Genomic DNA, 21,201 nt, shown 5'->3' with positions numbered 1-21,201 from the left:
GTTGCCGCGCCCGGCGCGGCGGCACGTAGTTTTGGCGTGTGGACGTGGCCGACCGACCGACACCGGTGACCCTGCTGGTCAACGGCCGGGTGCACACCCCGGCGGCGCCGGACGCGACCGCGATGGCCGTCCGCGGCGGTGTCATCACCTGGCTGGGCGGCGATGACGTCGGCCGCAGCCTGTTCCCGGATGCCGACGTCGAGGACCTCGACGGCGGTTTCGTCACGCCCGGCTTCGTGGACAGTCACATCCATCTGACCGCCACCGGCCTGACCCTGTGCGGGCTGGACCTGCGCCCGGCCCGCTCCCGCGCCCACTGCCTGCAACTAATCGCCGACCACGCCGCCGCCCACCCCGGCCGGCCGGTCTGGGGACACGGCTGGGACGAAACGTCGTGGCCGGAGCGCACCCCGCCCGGCACCGCCGACCTGGACGCCGTGGTCGGCGACCGGCCGGCCTACCTGACCCGGGTGGACGCGCACTCCGCGCTGGCCTCCACCGGGCTGCGACGGCGGGTCGCCCAACTCCCGTCGGCCAGCGGTTTCAGCCCGGACCGGCCGCTGGTCGCCGACGCCCACCATCTGGTCCGGGCGGCCGCGCGGAACCTGCTGACCGCCGAGCAACTCGCCGAAGCCCGCGCCGCGGCGCTGCATGCCGCCGCGGCGGCCGGCATCGTGGCGGTGCACGAATGCGCCGGACCCCAGATCGGCGGCATGGACGACTGGCTGCAATTGCGGGCCCTCGACCACGGTGTGGAGGTGATCGGCTACTGGGGTGAGCCGGTGAGCACCGCCACCGACGCGCGGGCGCTGATCGAGGCCACCTGTGCCCGGGGGCTGGCCGGCGACCTGTTCATCGACGGGGCGCTCGGGTCCCGCACCGCCTGGCTGCGCGAGCCGTACGCCGACGCGCCCGACCGCACCGGGACCTGCTACCTGGACCCCGAGGCCGTCGAGGCGCATCTGCTTGCCTGCACCGAGGCGGAGATCACCGCCGGGTTCCACGTCATCGGCGACGCGGCCGTCGCCGCGGCGGTGGACGCCTTCGAGAAGGTCGCCGCCCGGCTCGGCCCGGTCGCCGTCGCCCGCTGCGGGCATCGCCTCGAACACGTCGAGATGATCGACGCCGAGCAGGCCGCCAAGCTGGGCCGATGGGGTGTCATCGCCAGCGTGCAACCAAATTTCGACGCGCTCTGGGGCGGCGCCGACGGCATGTACGCGCAGCGGCTCGGGGCCGAGCGAGGCAGTCAGCTCAATCCGTTTGCGCTGTTAGCATCCCAAGGCGTGCCCCTCGCGCTAGGTTCCGACGCCCCCGTCACCGGGCTTGACCCCTGGACGAGCGTGCGCGCCGCGGCCCACCATCGCACCCCGGGCAGCGCGATCTCGGTGCGCGCCGCGTTTGCTGCGGCCACCCGCGGCGGCTGGCGGGCGGCCGGCGTCCGCGACGGGATGACCGGCACCCTGGTGCCCGGCGCGCCCGCCTCCTACGCCGTCTGGGCCGCCGGCGACCTGGAGGTGAGCGCCCCGCGCGACACGGTCGCGCGCTGGTCGACCGATCCGCGGTCCCGGGTGCCCGCGCTGCCGCGATTGGGCCCGACCGACGCCCTGCCGCGGTGCCGGCGAACGGTGCATCGGGGCGCTGTCATCCATGGCTGACGAGCGGGCCGCAGCCCGGCTGGGCAGCGCCGCGCGCCGGGCGGCGACCGGGCTGGGCGCCGCGGTGATCGCCCGGCTGCCGGCCGCGCAGGCGGCGATGCGGCCCCGACTGCTCCGGTTGATCTGCGCCGTCGTGGGCGGCGGGTTGCTGTGCGCCAGCTTCCCGGCGGTGAACTGGTGGTGGGCCGCCGTCCCCGCCGCCGCGCTGCTGGCGTGGGTGCTCACCCATCCGGCGACGACGCCGGCGGGCGGGCTGGGGTACGCCTTCGTCTTCGGGCTGGCCTTCTATCTACCGCTGCTGCCGTGGGTCGGGCTGCTGGTCGGTGCCGTCCCGTGGCTGGTGCTGGCCGCGGTGTCGGCGCTGTTTCCCGCCGTCTTCGGGCTGTTCGCCGTGCTGGTGCGCCGGCTGCCCGGCTGGCCGGTCTGGTTCGCGTTGCTGTGGGCGGCCCAGGAGTGGCTGAAGTCGATCTTCCCGTTCGGCGGCTTCCCGTGGGGCTCGGTGGCGTTCGGCCAGACGCACGGACCGTTCCTGCCGCTGGTCCAGCTGGGCGGCGTCGCGTTGCTCTCGTTCGCCATCATGCTGGTGGGCTTCAGCGCGACGGCCCTCGCGCTGGAGATCGTCAAGTGGTGGCGCTCCGGTTACCCCGCGGCCCAGTCATCGGCCGGGCCGGCCGCGCCGCCGGCGGTGGTGCTGCCCGGCGTCTGCATCTGCCTGGTGCTGTTCGCGGCGGTCATCGTCTGGCCGCAGGTGCGGCACTCCGGTACCGGCTCGGGCGGCGAGCCCTCGGTGACCGTCGCGGCGGTCCAGGGCAACGTGCCGCGGCTGGGTTTCGGGTTCAACGAGCAGCGCCGGGCGGTGCTGGACAATCACGTCCGGGAGACGCTGCGGCTGGCCGAGGACGTGCGGGCCGGGGCCGCCCCGCAACCCCAGTTCGTGATCTGGCCGGAAGACTCCTCGGACATCGACCCGCTCGTCAACGGCGACGCCGCCCTGGAGATCTCGCAGGCCGCGTCGGCCATCGGCGCACCGATCCTGATCGGCAGCGTGCTCGAAGTCCCCGGACGCCCGGCGCAGGATCCCCGCTACACCAACACCATGATCGTGTGGAACCCGGCGACCGGCCCGGCCGACCGCCACGACAAGGAGATCGTGCAGCCGTTCGGCGAGTACCTGCCGATGCCGTGGCTGTTCAAGCATCTGTCCGGATACGCCGACCGCGCCGGCGCCATGGTGCCCCGCGCGGGCAGCGACGTGGTGCACATGGCCGGGGTGCCGGTCGGGGTCGCCACCTGCTGGGAAGTGATCTTCGACCGCGTCCCGCGGCGCGCCGTCACCCACGGCGCCCAGCTGCTGGTCGTGCCGGCCAACAACGCCACCTTCAACCAGCGGATGAGCGAGCAGCAGCTGGCGTTCGCCAAGGTCAGGGCCGTCGAGCACGACCGCTACGTGGTGGTTGCCGGCACCACCGGCATCAGCGCGGTGATCGCCCCCGACGGCGCCGAACTGGCGCGCACCGACTTCTTCCAGCCCGCCTACCTGGACATACAGGTGCGCCTCAAAACCAGGCTGACGCCGGCCACCCGCTGGGCGCCGCTGCTGCAATGGGTGATGGTCGCGGTGGCCGGGGCGGTGATCCTGGTCGCGATACGGCAGAATGGATGGTTCCCGCGTTCGATCCGGCAGAGGCCGGGACGCTCGGGTGCGCCGAAGCATCCCGATGCCTCCCCGGCCGAAACCGAGGGCGACACACACCCGGCGCACAATGCCGCGCCCGACGAGGACGGCGACCACGCTCCGCCAGAGGACGGCGGCGACGACACTGGACCGCCCGAGGGCGGCCGACCCCATATCGGGCGACACAGAGGAGCTACATGACCACCGGCCAACCGGCGCCCCCGGACCCGGGCACCCGACCCAGCCAGCGCGTCCTGGTGATCATCCCCACCTACAACGAGCTGGAGAACCTGCCGGTCATCCACCGGCGGCTCAAGGACGCCTGCCCGCACGTGCACCTGCTCGTCGTCGACGACAGCAGCCCCGACGGCACCGGCCGGCTGGCCGAGGAGCTGGCGGCGGCCGACGCCGGTCGCACCCACGTGATGCACCGCACCGCCAAGGACGGACTGGGCGCGGCGTACCTGGCCGGCTTCGCCTGGGGGTTGAGCCGTGACTACTCCGTGCTGGTCGAAATGGACGCCGACGGCAGCCACGCGCCCGAGCAGCTGCACCGCCTGCTGGACGCGGTCGACGGCGGCGCCGATCTGGCCATCGGCTCCCGCTACGTCGACGGCGGCACGGTGCGCAACTGGCCGTGGCGGCGCTGGGCGTTGTCCTGGACCGCCAACACCTACGCGCGGCTGGCGCTGGGCATCGGGGTGCACGACATCACCGCCGGCTACCGGGCCTACCGCCGCGAAGTGCTGGAAGCGATCGACCTCGACGGCGTGGACTCCAAGGGCTACTGCTTCCAGATCGACCTGACCTGGCGCACCATCTGCAACGGGTTCACCATCGCCGAGGTGCCCATCACGTTCACCGAGCGCGAGCTCGGCGTGTCCAAGATGAGCGGATCCAACATCCGCGAGGCCCTGGTCAAGGTCACCCGCTGGGGCATTCAGGGCCGCCGGTCGGGTGCGCGGCGGGCGCGCCCGACCCGGGCCGACAACCGCAGCTGAGCGGGGGTCAGCCGCGGCGGCGGCTCTTGATGATCTCGAGGCGCTCCTTGAGCAACTCTTCGAGCTCCTCGATCGAGCGGCGCTCCAGCAGCATGTCCCAGTGCGTCCGCGGCGGCTTCACCTTCTTCGGCTCGGGCAGGTCGCCCTCGATCAGGGTGCCTTCCATGCCGTTGCGGCACAGCCAGGTGCCGGGGATCTCGGCGTCGTCGGCGAACGGGACCTCGAACTCTTCGCCGTTCTCGGTGCGGTACCGCGCGATCTGACGCGGGGCCAGGTCGTGGTTGCGGTCGGTCTCGTAGCTCACGGCTCCGAGCCGGCTGCCCCTCAGGACGCGATCAGCCATGTGTGCTACTCCTTTAAATCTTCTGGAGCTCTGCGGCTCCCGTAGGGCGATTCTTCCTCGCTAAGCAACGCTGTGGCGATCTGCGCAGTTCCCGGCGGCAGACCGGGATACGCGACGCGACCATCCATGATACCGGGATCGCCGAGAATCCCCGACTAAAGTCGGCAGGCGTGAGCCGCCGTACCCATCCGCAGCCCTGCCGCTGGTGCGGTCGCGACGTCACCGACGCGGGCATGGGCCGTCGCCGCCAGTACTGCCGCCAGTCCTGCCGGCAGCGGGCCTACGAGCAGCGCAGCTCGCTGAACCGGCACGGCGCCGCGGCGGTGCCCGAGGATGCCGTGGTGCTGTCCGCCGACGACGCGGCCGACCTGTCCGATCGCGTCTACCAGGTGCGCTGCGCGGCCGAGGACGTGGCGACCGCGGTCGACGAGGGCGCCGGGCCCGCCGAGCTGCGTCAGTTGTGCGACGCGCTGATCCAGGCCGCCCGAGCCGCCGACGGCTGGCGCCGCGCCGGTGTGTGACGGCTTCGTGCCTGCCGCGCGGCCCGCGCCGGCTCGGCGGCTGAACCGGCCGCGACCCGCGCCTGACCATGCACGACGGGCGGCCGGGTACAGTCGCGCCATGGACCAGGGGCCACGTTCACGGCGGACCGCTGTCCAGCGAGCGCACCGGGCGCCCGGCGTCGCATCCCGCCCGCGCGGGGCGCTTCGCCCGTCCCAGCCGGTCCTCCTGTAGCAGCCGGGAGCAGCGGACGTTTTGAAATCCAGTCGGAGTTGGCCATACTCACCAGCAACATTCTTGCGTTCCAGAGCGGCACGATGCTGGTCGAACGGAACACGGCGTCGCCCCGTGCAGCAAATTCCGTGACTCGGCGAGAACCGCATCCGGCGGCACCAGACGGCCAGACATTAGGTGAGGGTTAGGCGAGGTTTTGTGATGGTGGACCAACTCCAGCATGCGACCGAGGCGCTGCGCAAAGCGCTGGTCCAGGTCGAACGCCTGAAGCGCACCAACCGCGCGCTCCTGGAGCGGTCGAGCGAGCCGATCGCGATCGTCGGGATGTCGTGCCGCTTCCCGGGCGGCGTGGACAGCCCCGAGGCGCTGTGGCAAATGGTGGCCGAGGGCCGCGACGTGATCTCGGAGTTTCCCACGGATCGCGGCTGGGACCTGGCGGCGTTGTATGACCCCGACCCCGACGCCCGCCACAAGTGCTACGTCAACACCGGCGGCTTCGTCGACAACGTCGCCGACTTCGACCCGGCGTTCTTCGGCATCGCGCCCAGCGAAGCGCTGGCGATGGATCCCCAGCACCGGATGTTGCTGGAGCTGTCCTGGGAAGCGTTGGAGCGGGCCGGAATTGACCCCAGCGGCTTGCGCGGCAGCGCCACCGGCGTGTTCGCCGGCTTGATCGTCCAGGGTTACGGCATGTTGGCCGAGGAGATCGAGGGCTTCCGGCTGACCGGCCAGTCGTCCAGCGTGGCGTCGGGTCGGGTGTCGTATGTGTTGGGGCTGGAGGGCCCTGCGGTGTCGGTGGACACCGCCTGCTCGTCGTCGTTGGTGGCGTTGCACATGGCGGTGCAGTCGCTGCGATCGGGCGAGTGCGATCTGGCGCTGGCCGGCGGCGCGACGGTGAACGCCACCCCGACGGTCTTCGTCGAGTTCAGCCGGCACCGGGGCCTGGCGCCCGACGGCCGCTGCAAGGCGTACGCGGGCGCGGCCGACGGCACCGGCTTCTCCGAGGGCGGCGGCATGCTGGTGGTCGAGCGGCTTTCGGATGCGCGGCGGTTGGGGCATCCGGTGTTGGCGGTGGTGCGGGGTTCGGCGGTGAATCAGGATGGTGCTTCCAATGGGCTGACGGCGCCGAATGGGCCGTCGCAGCAGCGGGTGGTGCGTGCGGCGTTGGCCAACGCGGGTCTGTCGGCGGCCGAGGTGGATGTGGTGGAGGGGCACGGCACCGGCACCACGTTGGGTGATCCGATCGAGGCGCAGGCGTTGTTGGCGACGTACGGTCAGGATCGTGGCCAGCCGTTGTGGTTGGGGTCGATCAAGTCGAACATGGGTCATACTCAGGCGGCTGCGGGGGTGGCCGGGGTGATCAAGATGGTGCTGGCGATGCGCCACGAGTTGTTGCCGGCCACGCTGCATGTCGATGAGCCCAGCCCGCATGTGGATTGGTCGGCGGGGGCGGTGTCGTTGTTGACCGAGGCCCAACCGTGGCCGGGTGAGCGGCCGCGGCGGGCGGGGGTGTCGTCGTTTGGCATCAGTGGCACCAATGCGCACGTCATCATCGAGGCGGTCCCGGCCGTCGAGCCGGCGCACGCCGACGCGCCCGCGCTGCCGGTGTTGCCCTGGGTGGTGTCGGCCAAGTCCGCGGCGGCGTTGCGGGCGCAGGCGGCGCGGTTGGCCGAATACGTGCGCGCGCAGGGGGAATTGGACATCGCCGACGTGGGCTGGACGTTGGCGGGACGCGCGACGTTCGAGCACCGGGCCGTCGTGGTGGGCGGTGACCGGGACCGCCTGCTGGCCGGGCTGGACGAGCTGGCCGCCGACGACCCGGCCGCATCGATCATCCGGGGTGTCGCCACACCGGCGGGCAAGACGGTGTTCGTCTTCCCCGGCCAGGGATCGCAATGGCTGGGCATGGCAACCGAATTGCTGGACACCGCACCGGTTTTCGCGCAGCACATCCAGGCCTGCGAGGAGGCCTTCGCCGAATTCGTGGACTGGTCGCTGATCGATGCGCTGCGCGGCGCACCCGGCGCAGCGGGGATGGATCGCGTCGACGTCGTGCAGCCGGCGCTCTTCGCGGTGATGGTGTCGCTGGCCGAGCTGTGGAAGTCCGTCGGGGTGAGCCCCGACGCCGTGATCGGCCACTCGCAGGGCGAGATCGCCGCGGCCTATGTCGCCGGCGCGCTGTCGTTGCGTGACGCCGCCCGAGTGGTGACCCTGCGCAGCAAGCTGTTGCGGTCACTGGCCGGCCCCGGCGGCATGCTGTCGATCGCCTGCAGCACCGAGCGGGCGCGAGAGTTGTTGGCGCCGTACGGGAACCGGGTCAGCATCGCCGCCGTCAACGGCCGCTCGGCGGTCGTGGTGTCGGGGGAGGGGGCCGCGCTCGACGAGCTCGCCGCGTTCTGCGCCGACCTTGCGCTGCGGACCCGCCGCATCGACGTGGATTATGCCTCACATTCGGTCGAGGTCGAGGCGATCCGCGAGGACCTCGCGCAGGCGCTGACCGGTATCGAGCCGCGTTCCTCGCGCATCGCCTTCTTCTCCACGGTGACCGGAAACCGCTTGGACACAGCGGGATTGGACGCCGACTACTGGTACCGCAACATCCGGCAAACCGTGCAGTTCGACCAGGCGGTGCGCAGCGCGGCCGAGCACGGATACCGGACGTTCATCGAATCCAGTCCGCATCCGGCGTTGGTGGCGGGGATCGAGGACACCGTCAACGACAGCCTGCCGGGTGACACCGAGGCTATCGTCATTCCCACCCTGGGCCGCGACGACGGCGGGCTCGAGCGGTTCCTGACGTCGGCGGCCACCGCCTTCGTCGCGGGAGTGAACGTGGCGTGGCGCGGTGTGCTGGACGGAGCCGGCTTCGTGGAGCTGCCCACGTATGCCTTTGACCGCCGCCGGTTTTGGCTGTCCGGCGAGGGCGCCGCGGCCGACGCCAGCGGCCTGGGCCTGGGCACCAGCGAGCACCCGCTGCTCAGCGCGGTCGTCGAGTTGCCCGCCTCGGGCGGGGTGGTGCTGACCGGCCGGTTGTCCCCGAGCCTGCAGGGCTGGCTGACCGATCACGCCGTGTCCGGCACGGTCGTCTTCCCCGGAGCCGGTTTCGTGGAGCTGGCGATCCGCGCCGGCGACGAAGTCGGTTGTTCGACGGTCGAGGAGCTGACGCTGCAGGCTCCGTTGATGTTGCCGGCCAAAGACTCCGGGATCGGATCGGTCGCCGTGCAGGTGCTGGTCGGCGAGGCCGACGAATCGGGTCGGCGCGACGTGTCCATCTTCTCGCGGCCCGACAGCGACTCGCCGTGGGTGTGCCACGCGCAGGGAACGCTGAGCACCGGATCGATCGAGCCGGGCGCCGATCTGGCGGCGTGGCCGCCGGCCGGGGCCACCAAGGTCGACATTGCCGACGGCTACCAACGGCTGGCCGCGCGCGGCTACGGCTACGGCCCGGCCTTCCAGGGCCTGACCGCGGCGTGGGTGCGCGGCGACGAGGTGTTCGCCGAGGTGCGGCTGCCCGACGCCGCGGGCGGCGTCACCGGGTTCGGTGTGCACCCGGCGCTGCTCGACGCGGCCATGCACGCCTTGATCGTCGGCCACCAAATCGCCGGTGACACAGACGAAGTGGCGCTGCCGTTCGCGTGGCAGGGCGTGTCGTTGCACGCCGCCGGGGCGTCGGCGGTACGCGCCCGCCTGGCCCCCGCGCAGGCGCCGGGCACAGCGGCCTCCCGGGCGGTTTCCCTCGAGCTGGCCGACGGGCTGGGATTGCCGGTGCTGTCGGTGCGCGCGATGGTGGCGCGTTCGGTGAGCGAGCGCCAACTGCGCGCCGCGGTGTCGGCCGCGGGCCCCGACCGGCTGTTCGAGGTGGCCTGGGCACCGGTGACCGTGCCGGCGGCCCACGGCGAACCACCCGTCCACCAGGTGTTTGAATCCCTTGCGGCCGAAGGCGATCCGGTCGGCGAATCGTATCGGCGCACCCACGAGGCGCTGGCCGCCGTGCAGTCGTGGCTCACCGAGCACGATTCCGGGGTACTGGTCGTGGTGACCCGGGGGGCAATGGCGCTGGCCGGCGAGGACGTCACCGACCTGTCCGGCGCGGCGGTGTGGGGGCTGGTGCGCTCGGCGCAGACCGAGCACCCCGGACGGATCGTGCTAATCGATTCCGATGCCGCACTTGACGATTCCGCGCTGACCGCGGCCCTGGCGACCGGCGAACCCCAGGTGTTGCTCCGCGACGGCACGGTCTACACGGCACGCGTACACGGCAGCCGCGCGGTCGACGGCATCATGACACCGCCGGAAGACCGGCCCTGGCGGCTCGGCATCAGCAGCGCGGGCACCTTCGAAAACCTGCAGCTCGAACCGGTTCCCAACCCGGATGCCGCGCTGCAGCCGGGCCAGGTTCGGGTGGCCCTGCGCGCCATCGCCACCAACTTCCGCGACGTGATGATCACGCTGGGCATGTTCACCCACGACGCCCTGCTCGGCGGCGAAGGTGCCGGCGTGGTCGTCGAGGTCGGGCCGGGCGTCACCGAATTCTCGGTCGGCGACTCGGTGTACGGCTTCTTCCCCGACGGCAGCGGCACGCTGGTGCCCGGCGACGTGCGCCTGCTGCAGCACAAGCCCACCCACTGGTCCTACCCCGAAGCCGCCGGCATCTCGGCGGTTTTCACCACCGCCTACATGGCGTTCATCCACCTGGCCGACGTCAAACCGGGGCAGCGGGTGCTGGTGCACGCCGCCGCCGGAGGTGTCGGCATGGCCGCGGTGCAGCTGGCCCGGCATCTGGGCCTGGAAGTGTTCGCCACCGCCAGCCGCGGCAAGTGGGACACCTTGCGCGCCATGGGATTCGACGACGACCACATCGGCGACTCGCGCACGCTGGAATTCGAGGACAAGTTCCGCTCGGCAACCGGCGGGGCCGGGATGGACGTGGTGCTGGACTCGCTGGCCGGGGAGTTCGTCGACGCCTCACTACGGCTGGTCGCGCCCGGCGGCGTGTTCCTGGAGATGGGCAAGACCGACATCCGCGACCCGGGTGTGGTGGCCAGGGAATACCCCGGTGTGCGCTACCGCGCCTTCGACCTGTTCGAGCCGGGCCGTCCCCGGATGCGCCAGTGGATGGTGGAACTCGCCGGGCTGTTCGACGCCGGCGTGTTGAACCCGTTGCCGGTCACCACATTTGACATCCGGCGTGGCCGCGCCGCGCTGCGCTACCTGAGCCAGGCCCGCCACATCGGCAAGGTCGTCATGACGGTGCCCGGGGCGCTTTCCGCCGGCACCGTGCTGATCACCGGTGGCACCGGCATGGCGGGCTCGACGTTGGCGCGCCACCTGGTGACCGGCCACGGCGTTCGCGACCTGGCGCTGCTGAGCCGCACCGGCCCGGACGCGCCGGGCGCGGCCGAGTTCGTCGCCGAACTGGAAGCGGCCGGGGCCCGGGTGCAGGTGATCGCCTGCGACGCGGCCGACCGGGCCGCGCTGGCCGGCGTCATCGCCGGGATTTCCGCGGAGCGGCCGCTTTCCGGCGTGATCCACGCCGCCGGCGTGCTCGACGACGCGATGATCACCTCGCTGACACCGGAGCGGATCGACGCGGTGCTGCGGGCCAAGGTGGACGCGGCCTGGAACCTGCACGAGCTGACCCGCGACATGAATCTGTCGGCGTTCGTGATGTTTTCCTCGATGGCGGGGCTGGTCGGCTCGTCCGGACAGGGCAACTACGCCGCGGCGAACTCCTTCCTGGATGCGTTGGCGGCGCATCGGCGGGCGCACGGGCTTCCGGCGATCTCGCTGGCGTGGGGCCTGTGGGACCAGGCCAGCGCCATGACCGGGGGCCTGGACGCCGCCGACCTGGCCCGGCTGGGCCGCGACGGCATCCTGGCGTTGTCCTCGGACGAGGCCATGGAATTGTTCGACACGGCGTTGATCGTCGACGAGCCATTCCTGGCGCCGGCCCGTATCGATCTGGGCGCGCTGCGCGCACACGCGGTCGCGGTGCCCCCGATGTTCGCCGATCTGGTCAACGCGCCGACCCGGCGCCGGGTCGACGACTCGCTGGCCGCCGCGAAATCGAAATCCGCGCTGGCGCATCGCCTCGACGGGCTGCCCGAAGCCGAGCAGCACGCCGTGCTGCTGGAGCTGGTGCGCTCCCACATCGCCACCGTGCTGGGCAGCCCGACCGCCGAGGCGATCGACCCGGACAAGGCGTTCCAGGAACTGGGCTTCGACTCGCTGACCGCGGTCGAAATGCGCAACCGGCTCAAAACCGCGACCGGACTGGCGCTTTCGCCGACCTTGATCTTCGACTACCCCACACCCAACGCCCTGGCCGGCTACATCCGCACCGAGCTTGCCGGCGCCCCGCAGGAGACCACGCACGCGCCCGTCGTCCGCGCCACCGACGACGATCCGATCGCGATCGTCGGGATGTCGTGCCGCTTCCCGGGCGGCGTGGACAGCCCCGAGGCGCTGTGGCAAATGGTGGCCGAGGGCCGCGACGTGCTCTCGGAGTTTCCCACCGATCGCGGCTGGGACCTGGCCGGCGTGTACAACCCCGACCCGGACGTCCCCGGCACCTGCTACACCCGCACCGGCGGTTTCGTCGACAACGTCGCCGACTTCGACCCGGCGTTCTTCGGCATCGCGCCCAGCGAGGCGCTGGCGATGGATCCCCAGCACCGGATGTTGCTGGAGCTGTCCTGGGAAGCGTTGGAGCGGGCCGGAATTGACCCCAGCGGCTTGCGCGGCAGCGCCACCGGGATGTTCGCCGGGGTGTACACGCAGGGCTACGGCATGGGCGCCGCACCCATCGCGGAGGGCTTCCGGCTGACCGGCCAGTCGTCCAGCGTGGCGTCGGGTCGGGTGTCGTATGTGTTGGGGCTGGAGGGCCCTGCGGTGTCGGTGGACACCGCCTGCTCGTCGTCGTTGGTGGCGTTGCACATGGCGGTGCAGTCGCTGCGATCGGGCGAGTGCGATCTGGCGCTGGCCGGCGGCGCGACGGTGAACGCCACCCCGACGGTCTTCGTCGAGTTCAGCCGGCACCGGGGCCTGGCGCCCGACGGCCGCTGCAAGGCGTACGCGGGCGCGGCCGACGGCACCGGCTTCTCCGAGGGCGGCGGCATGCTGGTGGTCGAGCGGCTTTCGGATGCGCGGCGGTTGGGGCATCCGGTGTTGGCGGTGGTGCGGGGTTCGGCGGTGAATCAGGATGGTGCTTCCAATGGGCTGACGGCGCCGAATGGGCCGTCGCAGCAGCGGGTGGTGCGTGCGGCGTTGGCCAACGCGGGTCTGTCGGCGGCCGAGGTGGATGTGGTGGAGGGGCACGGCACCGGCACCACGTTGGGTGATCCGATCGAGGCGCAGGCGTTGTTGGCGACGTACGGTCAGGATCGTGGCCAGCCGTTGTGGTTGGGGTCGATCAAGTCGAACATGGGTCATACTCAGGCGGCTGCGGGGGTGGCCGGGGTGATCAAGATGGTGCTGGCGATGCGCCACGAGTTGTTGCCGGCCACGCTGCATGTCGATGAGCCCAGCCCGCATGTGGATTGGTCGGCGGGGGCGGTGTCGTTGTTGACCGAGGCCCAACCGTGGCCGGGTGAGCGGCCGCGGCGGGCGGGGGTGTCGTCGTTTGGCATCAGTGGCACCAATGCGCACGTCATCATCGAGGCGGTCCCGGCCGTCGAGCCGGCGCACGCCGACGCGCCCGCGCTGCCGGTGTTGCCCTGGGTGGTGTCGGCCAAGTCCGCGGCGGCGTTGCGGGCGCAGGCGGCGCGGTTGGCCGAATACGTGCGCGCGCAGGGGGAATTGGACATCGCCGACGTGGGCTGGACGTTGGCGGGACGCGCGACGTTCGAGCACCGGGCCGTCGTGGTGGGCGGTGACCGGGACCGCCTGCTGGCCGGGCTGGACGAGCTGGCCGCCGACGACCCGGCCGCATCGATCATCCGGGGTGTCGCCACACCGGCGGGCAAGACGGTGTTCGTCTTCCCCGGCCAGGGATCCCAAACCCTAGGCATGGGAAGGCAATTGCATGCCGGATATCCGGTTTTCGCCGAGGCGTTCGACGCGGTCGTCGCCGAACTCGACCGCCATCTGCTTCGCCCGCTGCGCGACGTCATCTGGGGTGACGACGAAAACGTCTTGAACAGCACCGAATTCGCGCAGCCGGCGCTGTTCGCGGTGGAAGTCGCATTGTTCCGGCTGCTCGAATCGTGGGGAGTGCGACCCGATTTCGTGATGGGCCACTCGATCGGGGAGCTGTCGGCCGCGCACGTCGCCGGTGTGCTGTCATTGCAGAACGCCGCGGTGTTGGTGGCGGCGAGGGGCCGGTTCATGCAGGCGCTGCCCGAGGGCGGGGCGATGATCGCCGTGCAGGCCACCGAGGCGCAGGTGCGCCCGCTGCTGGGTCCGGACGTCGGCATCGCCGCGGTCAACGGCCCGGCCGCGGTGGTGATTTCCGGTGACCACGATGCGGCCGTCGCGATCGCCGAGCGGCTGCGCGCCGAGGGTCACCGCGTGCACCGGCTGTCGGTGTCGCACGCCTTCCACTCCCCGCTGATGGAACCGATGATCGACGAATTCGGAACTGTCGCAGCCGGTCTCGCTATCGACAAACCCGTCATCCCGATCATCTCCTATCTGACCGGGCAACCGGCGGCCGACGACTTCGGGTCGCCGGAGTACTGGAAGCGCCATGTCCGCGACGCGGTGCGCTTCGCCGACAGCGTGCGGTTCGCGCAGTCGGCCGGTGCGACCCGTTTCCTGGAGGTCGGGCCGAGCAGTGGCCTGACCGCCGCGATCGAAGAGACGCTGGCCGACGCGCCCGTCGTCACCGTGTCCGCCCTGCGCAAGGACCGCCCGGAGCCGGTCGCTCTGGTCAACGCCGTCGCCCAGGGCTGGGTCTGCGGCATGGACGTGGACTGGCGCGGCGCACTCGGTACGGGGCACCTGGTCGACTTGCCCACGTATGCCTTTGACCGGCGGCGCTTTTGGCTTTCCGGCGACGGTGCGGCCTCCGATGCGGCGGGGCTGGGCCTGGCCGCCGGCGACCACGCCCTGCTGGGCGCGGTGGTGGAACTGCCCGCCTCGGGTGGCGTGCTGCTCACCGGCCGGCTGTCATCGGCCAGCCAGGGCTGGCTGGCCGACCACGCCGTCGGTGGCGTGGTGCTGTTCCCCGGCGCGGGGTTCGTCGAACTGGCGATCCGCGCCGGCGACGAGGTGGGCTGCGGCATCATCGACGAGCTGAATCTGGCTGCGCCGCTGGTGTTGCCGGCCGGCGGCTCGGTCGCGATCCAGGTCGTGGTCGACGGCCCGGATGATTCGGGTGCGCGTGCGGTGTCGGTGTTCTCCCGCGCCGACGCGGGCGCGGGCTGGTTGTTGCACGCCGAGGGTGTGCTGCGCGCCGGGTCGGCGCAGCCGGCCACGGACCTGTCGGCGTGGCCGCCCGTGGGCGCGGTGCCGGTCGATCTCGGCGACGGATATGAGCAACTCGCCGAGCGCGGCTACCGGTACGGGCCGGCGTTCCGCGGCCTGACGTCGATGTGGCGCCGCGGCGACGAGATCTTCGCCGAAGTGAACCTGCCCACCGATGCCGGCGTCAGCACAACCGGTTTCGGCGTGCACCCGGTGATGCTGGACGCGGCGTTGCACGCGGTGATGTTGGCGTCCGACGGCGACGAACTCCCGGCGGGCTCGATGTTGGTGCCGTTCTCCTGGCAGCGGGTGTCGTTGCATGCCGCGGGCGCGGCGGCGGTGCGGGCACGGATCGTGCCGGTCAGTCCGTCCGCGGTGTCGATCGAATTGGCCGACGGGTTGGGGCTGCCGGTGCTCTCGGTGGCGTCGATGGTGGCGCGGCCGGTGACCGACCAGCAGCTGTTGGCCGCGGTGTCGAACTCGGGCCCGGACCGCCTCTTCGAACTGATCTGGTCCGCCCAGCCGTCGGCGGCCGTACAGCCGGTGTCGCTGTTAAATTGGGGCGCAACGGAATTGGACGCCACCGACACCGACTCCGACAGCGGGCGTTTCGCGGTGCTGTTCGAATCGGCGCCGGTGGCCGGGGACGTCGTGACCGAGGTGTACGCCGTGACCCGGGCGGTGCTGCCGGTGCTGCAGTCGTGGCTCGCCCGCGACGGGGCTGGCACCTTGGTGGTGTCCACCCGCGGCGCGATGACGCTCCCGGGAGAAGACGTCACCGATCTGGCCGGCGCGGCGGTGTGGGGCCTGGTGCGCTCCGCGCAGACCGAGCACCCCGGCCGGATCGTGCTGGTCGATACCGATGCGCCGCTGGACGCCGATGCGGTCGCGGCGGTGCTGGCGGTCGGCGAGCCGCAGACGTTGCTGCGCAACGGAACCGTGTACACCGCGCGGGTGCTCGGCAGCCGGGCGGTGGGTGCCCTGCTGGTGCCGCCGGAGGATGGACCGTGGCGGCTGGGCATGAGCAGCTACGGCACCATCGAGAACCTGAGGTTGGAGCCGATCCCCGACGCCGACGCGCCGTTGGGGCCCGGCCAGGTTCGGGTGGCGACCTCGGCCCTCGCTGCCAACTTCCGCGACGTGATGATCGCGTTGGGCCTGTATCCCGATCCGGACGCGGTGATGGGCATCGAAGCGTCCGGCGTGGTCATCGAAACGGCCTCGCAGGACGGGCGTGTCGCGGTCGGCGACCGCGTGATGGGCCTGTTCCCGGACGGAACCGGGACCGTCGCCACCACCGATCAGCGGCTGCTGGTCAAGGTGCCGGCCGGATGGTCGCACACCGCGGCCGCGACGGCGTCCGTGGTGTTCGCCACGGCCTACTACGCGCTGGTGGACCTCGCCGACGCCAGGCCCGGCCAGCGGGTGCTGGTGCATGCCGCCGCCGGCGGCGTCGGGATGGCCGCGGTGCAGCTGGCCCGGCATCTGGGCCTGGAAGTGTTCGCCACCGCCAGCCGCGGCAAGTGGGACACGTTGCGCGACATGGGCTTCGACGACGATCACCTCGGCGACTCGCGCGGCCTGGACTTCCAGGACAAGTTCCGGGCGGTGACCGGCGGGACCGGGATGGACATCGTGCTCGACTCGCTGTCCGGTGATTCCGTCGACGCGTCGCTGCGCCTGGTCGCCCCCGGCGGGATCTTCCTGGAGATGGGCAAGACCGACATCCGCGACCCCGAGGTCGTCGCCGCCGAGCACCCCGGTGTGCGCTACCGAGCCTTCGATCTCTTCGAGGCCGGGCCGGACCGCATCGCCCGGCTGCTCGACGAATTGGCCGCGATGTTCGGCGAGGACGTGCTGCGGCCGTTGCCGGTCACCAGGTTCGACGTGCGACGTGCGCCGGCCGCATTGCGCTACCTGAGTCAGGCCCGCCACGTCGGCAAGGTGGTGATGACCATGCCCGACGCGTGGACGGCGGGCACGGTGCTGATCACCGGCGCCACCGGGATGGCCGGTTCGGCGGTCGCGCGACATGTGGTGACCCGCCACGGCGCGCGGAACCTGGTGTTGGTCAGCCGGCGCGGACTGGACGCGCCGGGCGCCGCGGAGCTGGTGGCCGAGCTGACCGCGGCCGGCGCGCGCGCCGAGGTGGTGGCCTGTGATGCCGCCGACCGGGAGGCGCTGGCCAAGGTGATCGCCGACATCCCGATGCAGCACCCGCTGACCGGGGTGATTCACGCCGCCGGGGTGCTCGACGACGCGGTGGTGACGTCGCTCACCCCGCAACGGCTCGACACCGTGCTGCGGGCCAAGGTGGACGCGGCGTGGAACCTGCACGAGCTGACCCGCGACCTGGATGTCGGTGCGTTCGTGATGTTCTCGTCGATCGCCGGGCTGGCCGGCGCGTCGGGTCAGGGCAACTATGCGGCCGGCAATTCGTTCCTGGACGGCCTGGCCGCTCATCGGCGGGCCCACGGGTTGCCGGCCATCTCGCTGGGCTGGGGGCTGTGGGATCAGGCCAGCGCCATGACCGGCGGGCTGGGTGCGGCCGACCTGGCCCGGTTCGGCCGCGACGGTATCGTCGCGATGTCGTCGCAGGAGGCGCTGGAGTTGATGGACACCGCGCTCATCGTCGACGAGCCGTTCCTGCTGCCGGCCCACATCGACCTTGCGGCGCTGCGGGTCAAGTTCGACGGTGGCACGCTGCCGCCGATGTTCGTCGATCTGATCAACGCGCCCACCCGCCGCCAGGTCGACGACTCGCTGGCCGCGGCCAAGTCGAAATCGGCTCTGCTGCAACGCCTCGAGGGGCTGCCCGAGGATGAGCAACAAGCGGTCCTGCTGGACCTGGTCCGCTCCAATATCGCCACCGTGCTGGGCAGCTCCAGCCCGGAGGCGATCCACCCGGACCGGGCCTTCCAGGAACTCGGGTTCGACTCGCTGACCGCCGTCGAGATGCGCAACCGGCTCAAAGCCGCGACCGGACTTGCCCTTTCGCCGACGCTGATCTTCGACTACCCGAACTCGGCCGCGCTGGCCGGTTACATGTATCGGGAACTGGTCGGCACGTCCGGACAGCCGGCGGCGGCCGCGGCGCCGGGCGAAGCCGAGATCCAGCGCGTGGTGGGATCGATTCCGGTCAAGCGTCTTCGCCAGGCCGGGGTCCTGGAGCTGTTGCTGGCGTTGGCGAACGAGTCCACCGGGGCCGCGCAATCCGCAACGCCGGCGGTGACCACCGAAAAGGACATCGCCGACATGGATCTCGACGACCTGGTCAACGCCGCGCTGCTGGATGACGACGACGAGTAGGCGGTCGATGAGAATCGCGGTCACCGGGGCCAGCGGCGTGCTCGGTCGCGGCCTCGCCGCCCGGCTGCTCAGCAAGGGCCACGACGTCGTCGGCATCGCCCGGCATCGGCCCGACAGCTGGTCGAGCGCAGCGGATTTCATCGAGGCCGACATCCGGGATGCCGCCGCGGTCAACCGCGCGGTCACCGGTGCGGACGTCGTCGCGCATTTGGCGTGGACCCACGACACTCAGGAGCGGACCGGCTCGCAGGTCAACATCGCCGGCATCGCCAACGTGCTGGCGGCGATGGCCGAAACCTCGGCGCGCCGCATTGTTTTCCCATCGTCGCCGCACGTCTACAGCGGTGGCGACACCCCGCGCAGCGAGGCCGAGGCGCCGGTCCCGTCGGCCGCCGACGCGGTGCAGCAAGCCCGCGTCGAGGAGATGCTCGTCGCCTCCGGACTCGAATCCGTCACCATCCGCTGCGCGCTCGTCGTCGGCCGCAACGTCGACAACTGGGTGCGCCGGGTTCTGGCGCTGCCCGCCTTCCCCGGCGGGTCCGTCGATCGCCCCATCCAGTTGGTGCACCTCGACGACGCGCTGCGACTACTGGAGTCGGCGGTGCTGAGCACCGAAATACCCAGCGGCACAGTCAATCTCGCTGCGCCGGGGACGACGACGTTTCGCCGGATCGCGGCCACCCTGCGCCGCCCGGTGCTGCGGCTGGGCCGCCCGGCGCCGGACGAGCTGGAGCCGGTGCTCAGCGCGCCGCTGATGGATACTGCGCTGCTGCACGAGCGGTGGGGCTTTCGGCCGGCATGGCAGTGCGGTGAATGTGTCGAGGATATGGCGCTGGCGGTGCGCGGGCGCGTCACGGTGGGGCGCCGCGTCGTGTCGCTGCCCTGGCGGCTGGCCAACGTCGCGGACCTGCCCGCCGTCGATGCCTCCGCGCAGGACGGTGCGGTGCCCGTACCGGCCGGCCCCGAAGGGGTCAACGGCGAGTTCGACACGCCGATCGATCCGCGTTTCCCCACCTTCCTGGCCACCAACTTGTCCGAGGCGCTGCCCGGTCCGTTCTCGCCGTCCTCGGCGTCGGCGACGGTGCGCGGAGTACGCGCCGGCGGCGTCACCATCGCCGAGCGGCTGCGGCCGGGTGGTCTGGTGCAGCGCGAAATCGCCCTGCGCACCGTCGGCGTGTTCGCGCACCGCCTCTACGGTGCGATCACCTCGGCGCACTTCATGGCCGAGACCGTGCCGTTCGCCAAGCCGTCGATGATCGTCAGCAACAGCGGGTTCTTCGGCCCCAGCATGGCCTCGCTGCCCGTCTTCGGTGAGCAGCGGCCAGCCGAAACCGGCTGGGCCCGAAGGCTGTTGCGCAATACCCGCAACATCGGGGTGTTCGGCGTCAATCTGGTGGGCCTGAGCTCCGGTGCGGCGCGCGACACCGACGACTTCATCGCCGACGTGGATCGGCTGGAGCGGCTGGCCGGCGACGCCGCCGAACTCGACGAGCGCCGGTTGGTGAGCCTGATCGCGTTGGCGCGCGACCAGGTCGTGCACGGCTGGGTGCTGGCCTCCGCGTCGTTCATGCTGTGTGCGGCGTTCAACGTGTTGCTGCGCGCGGTGTGCGGACGGGACACCTCGGCGCCGGCCGGCCCGGAACTGGTCAGTGCGCGATCGGTGGAGGCCATGCAGCGCCTGGTCGTTGCCGCACAGCGTGATCCGAACGTGGCCCGGGTGTTGACCGAACCGGGGGAGCGGTTGGACAAGCTGGCCGTCGACGCGCCGGAATTCCATGCCGCGGTGCTGGCCGAGTTGGCGCTGATCGGGCACCGCGGTCCGGCGGAGTTGGAGATGCTGTCGACGAGCTACGCCGACGACCCCGAGCTGCTGGTCCGCATGGTGGCCAAGGCGATGGCGGCGACCGCGGCGCCGCCGCCGCAGCATCCCCGTATTCCGTTGCAGGCCAAGCCGATTGCAGCGCTGGCTGCGCGTCAACTCCGCGACCGCGAAGCCCGCCGCGACAAGGTGGTGCGCGCCAACTGGGTGTTGCGCGCCCTGTTGCGGGAATACGGTCGCCGGTTGACCCACGCGGGCGTCTTCGGCAGCGCCGACGATGTGTTCTACCTGCTGGTCGACGAACTCGATGCCCTGCCGGCCGACGTCGCGGCGGTGGTGGCGCGGCGTCGGGCCGAGCACCGCCGGCTGGCCGGCATCGCACCGCCCACGGTGTTCAGCGGAAGCTGGCAGCCGACGGCAACTTCCGTGCCGGCGCTGGCCGGTGGCGGAACCCTGCGCGGCGTCGGGGTGTGCGGCGGACGGGTCCGCGGTCGGGTGCGCATCGTGCGGCCCGAGACCATCGACGACCTACAGCCCGGCGAGATCCTGGTGGCCGAGGCCACCGACGTCGGCTACACCGCCGCATTCTGTTATGCCGCGGCCGTGGTGACCGAACTCGGCGGGCCGATGTCGCACGCCGCCGTGGTGGCCCGCGAGTTCGGCTTCCCCTGCGTGGTGGATGTGCAGGGAGCCACCAAGTCGTTGCCGCCGGGTGCGCTCGTCGAGGTCGACGGGGCGACCGGCGAGATCAGGGTGCTGGAACTTGCTTCGGAGCCGGCCACCGGCGGCGGGTAGGCGCTTACGGTGGCCCCTGTCATGGCGCCGAATGTTGTTGCGCCGCTTGGCGGGCCAGCCTGTCGTTGTGGATCTTGACGAGTTCTCGGAACCCCAGCCGGTGATACTTCGGTATCGGCTGGATACCCCAGACGTCCTGCGCGGTGGCCTTGCCCTCGGCGCCCTCCGGCGGGCCGAACGGCGGGTAGGGGTACTTGCACTCCAAAGTGTCGTTGGAGTACCGGATCTTGAGCAGCTCGCTGCAGATCTGGGTGAGGCTCAGCGTCGGGTAGCCGTAGTAGACCGCCATGAACGGCAGCGTGAAGGCGCCCTCGATGACCAGGGCCACCAGGCACACGAGCACGGCCCGCTTGATCCATTTGTGCATTCGCGCGTAGTACGGCGTGGTGCCGGGTTCGAGACCGGCGGCCGAGTCCTTGTCGTCGGCGGTAGACGGTACGGACGGACTAGTCATGGCACGGCTC

General features: G+C 71.5%; 6 protein-coding genes and 1 pseudogene. 5 read left to right on the top strand and 2 right to left on the bottom strand.

Annotated features, from left to right (window positions below):
- Positions 1-122 precede the first annotated feature (122 nt).
- Complete coding sequence (locus MAA44156_RS08880; RefSeq protein ID WP_227974649.1) at positions 123-1,655, top strand: amidohydrolase; 1,533 nt, start codon at positions 123-125, stop codon at positions 1,653-1,655.
- Positions 1,648-4,331, top strand: a pseudogene (gene lnt / locus MAA44156_RS08875) (apolipoprotein N-acyltransferase). Before MAA44156_RS08880 ends, lnt begins: the two are co-directional and overlap by 8 nt.
- A gap of 7 nt (positions 4,332-4,338) precedes the next feature.
- On the opposite strand, the gene rbpA reads toward lnt, so the two are convergent.
- Entirely contained in the window at positions 4,339-4,674 is a 336-nt protein-coding gene (gene rbpA / locus MAA44156_RS08865) for an RNA polymerase-binding protein RbpA (RefSeq protein ID WP_003872122.1), read from the bottom strand.
- 170 nt (positions 4,675-4,844) lie between these two features.
- Between rbpA and MAA44156_RS08860 the strand changes: the two genes are divergently transcribed.
- The 3 genes from MAA44156_RS08860 to MAA44156_RS08850 all read left to right on the top strand — a co-directional run bounded on the left by MAA44156_RS08860 (position 4,845) and on the right by MAA44156_RS08850 (position 20,737).
- Positions 4,845-5,195 carry a hypothetical protein gene (locus MAA44156_RS08860; RefSeq protein WP_003878051.1) on the top strand — a complete coding sequence of 117 codons (351 nt, stop codon included), beginning with the start codon at positions 4,845-4,847 and terminating at the stop codon, positions 5,193-5,195.
- Positions 5,196-5,610: 415 nt separating this feature from the next.
- A complete protein-coding gene (locus tag MAA44156_RS08855; protein WP_121035629.1) occupies positions 5,611-18,123 on the top strand; it encodes a type I polyketide synthase in 12,513 nt (4,170 codons plus the stop codon).
- A gap of 7 nt (positions 18,124-18,130) precedes the next feature.
- On the top strand, positions 18,131-20,737 hold the full coding sequence (locus tag MAA44156_RS08850; RefSeq protein ID WP_009976695.1) for a sugar epimerase family protein: 2,607 nt from the start codon (positions 18,131-18,133) through the stop codon (positions 20,735-20,737).
- A gap of 19 nt (positions 20,738-20,756) precedes the next feature.
- Here the strand turns inward: MAA44156_RS08850 and MAA44156_RS08845 are convergent, their stop codons facing one another.
- Complete coding sequence (locus MAA44156_RS08845) at positions 20,757-21,191, bottom strand: hypothetical protein (protein ID WP_009976697.1); 435 nt, start codon at positions 21,189-21,191, stop codon at positions 20,757-20,759.
- Positions 21,192-21,201 lie beyond the last annotated feature (10 nt).

It is taken from the genome of Mycobacterium avium subsp. avium (assembly GCF_009741445.1).
GTDB lineage: Bacteria > Actinomycetota > Actinomycetes > Mycobacteriales > Mycobacteriaceae > Mycobacterium > Mycobacterium avium.
This window is presented reverse-complemented; position numbering and strand designations above follow the sequence as displayed.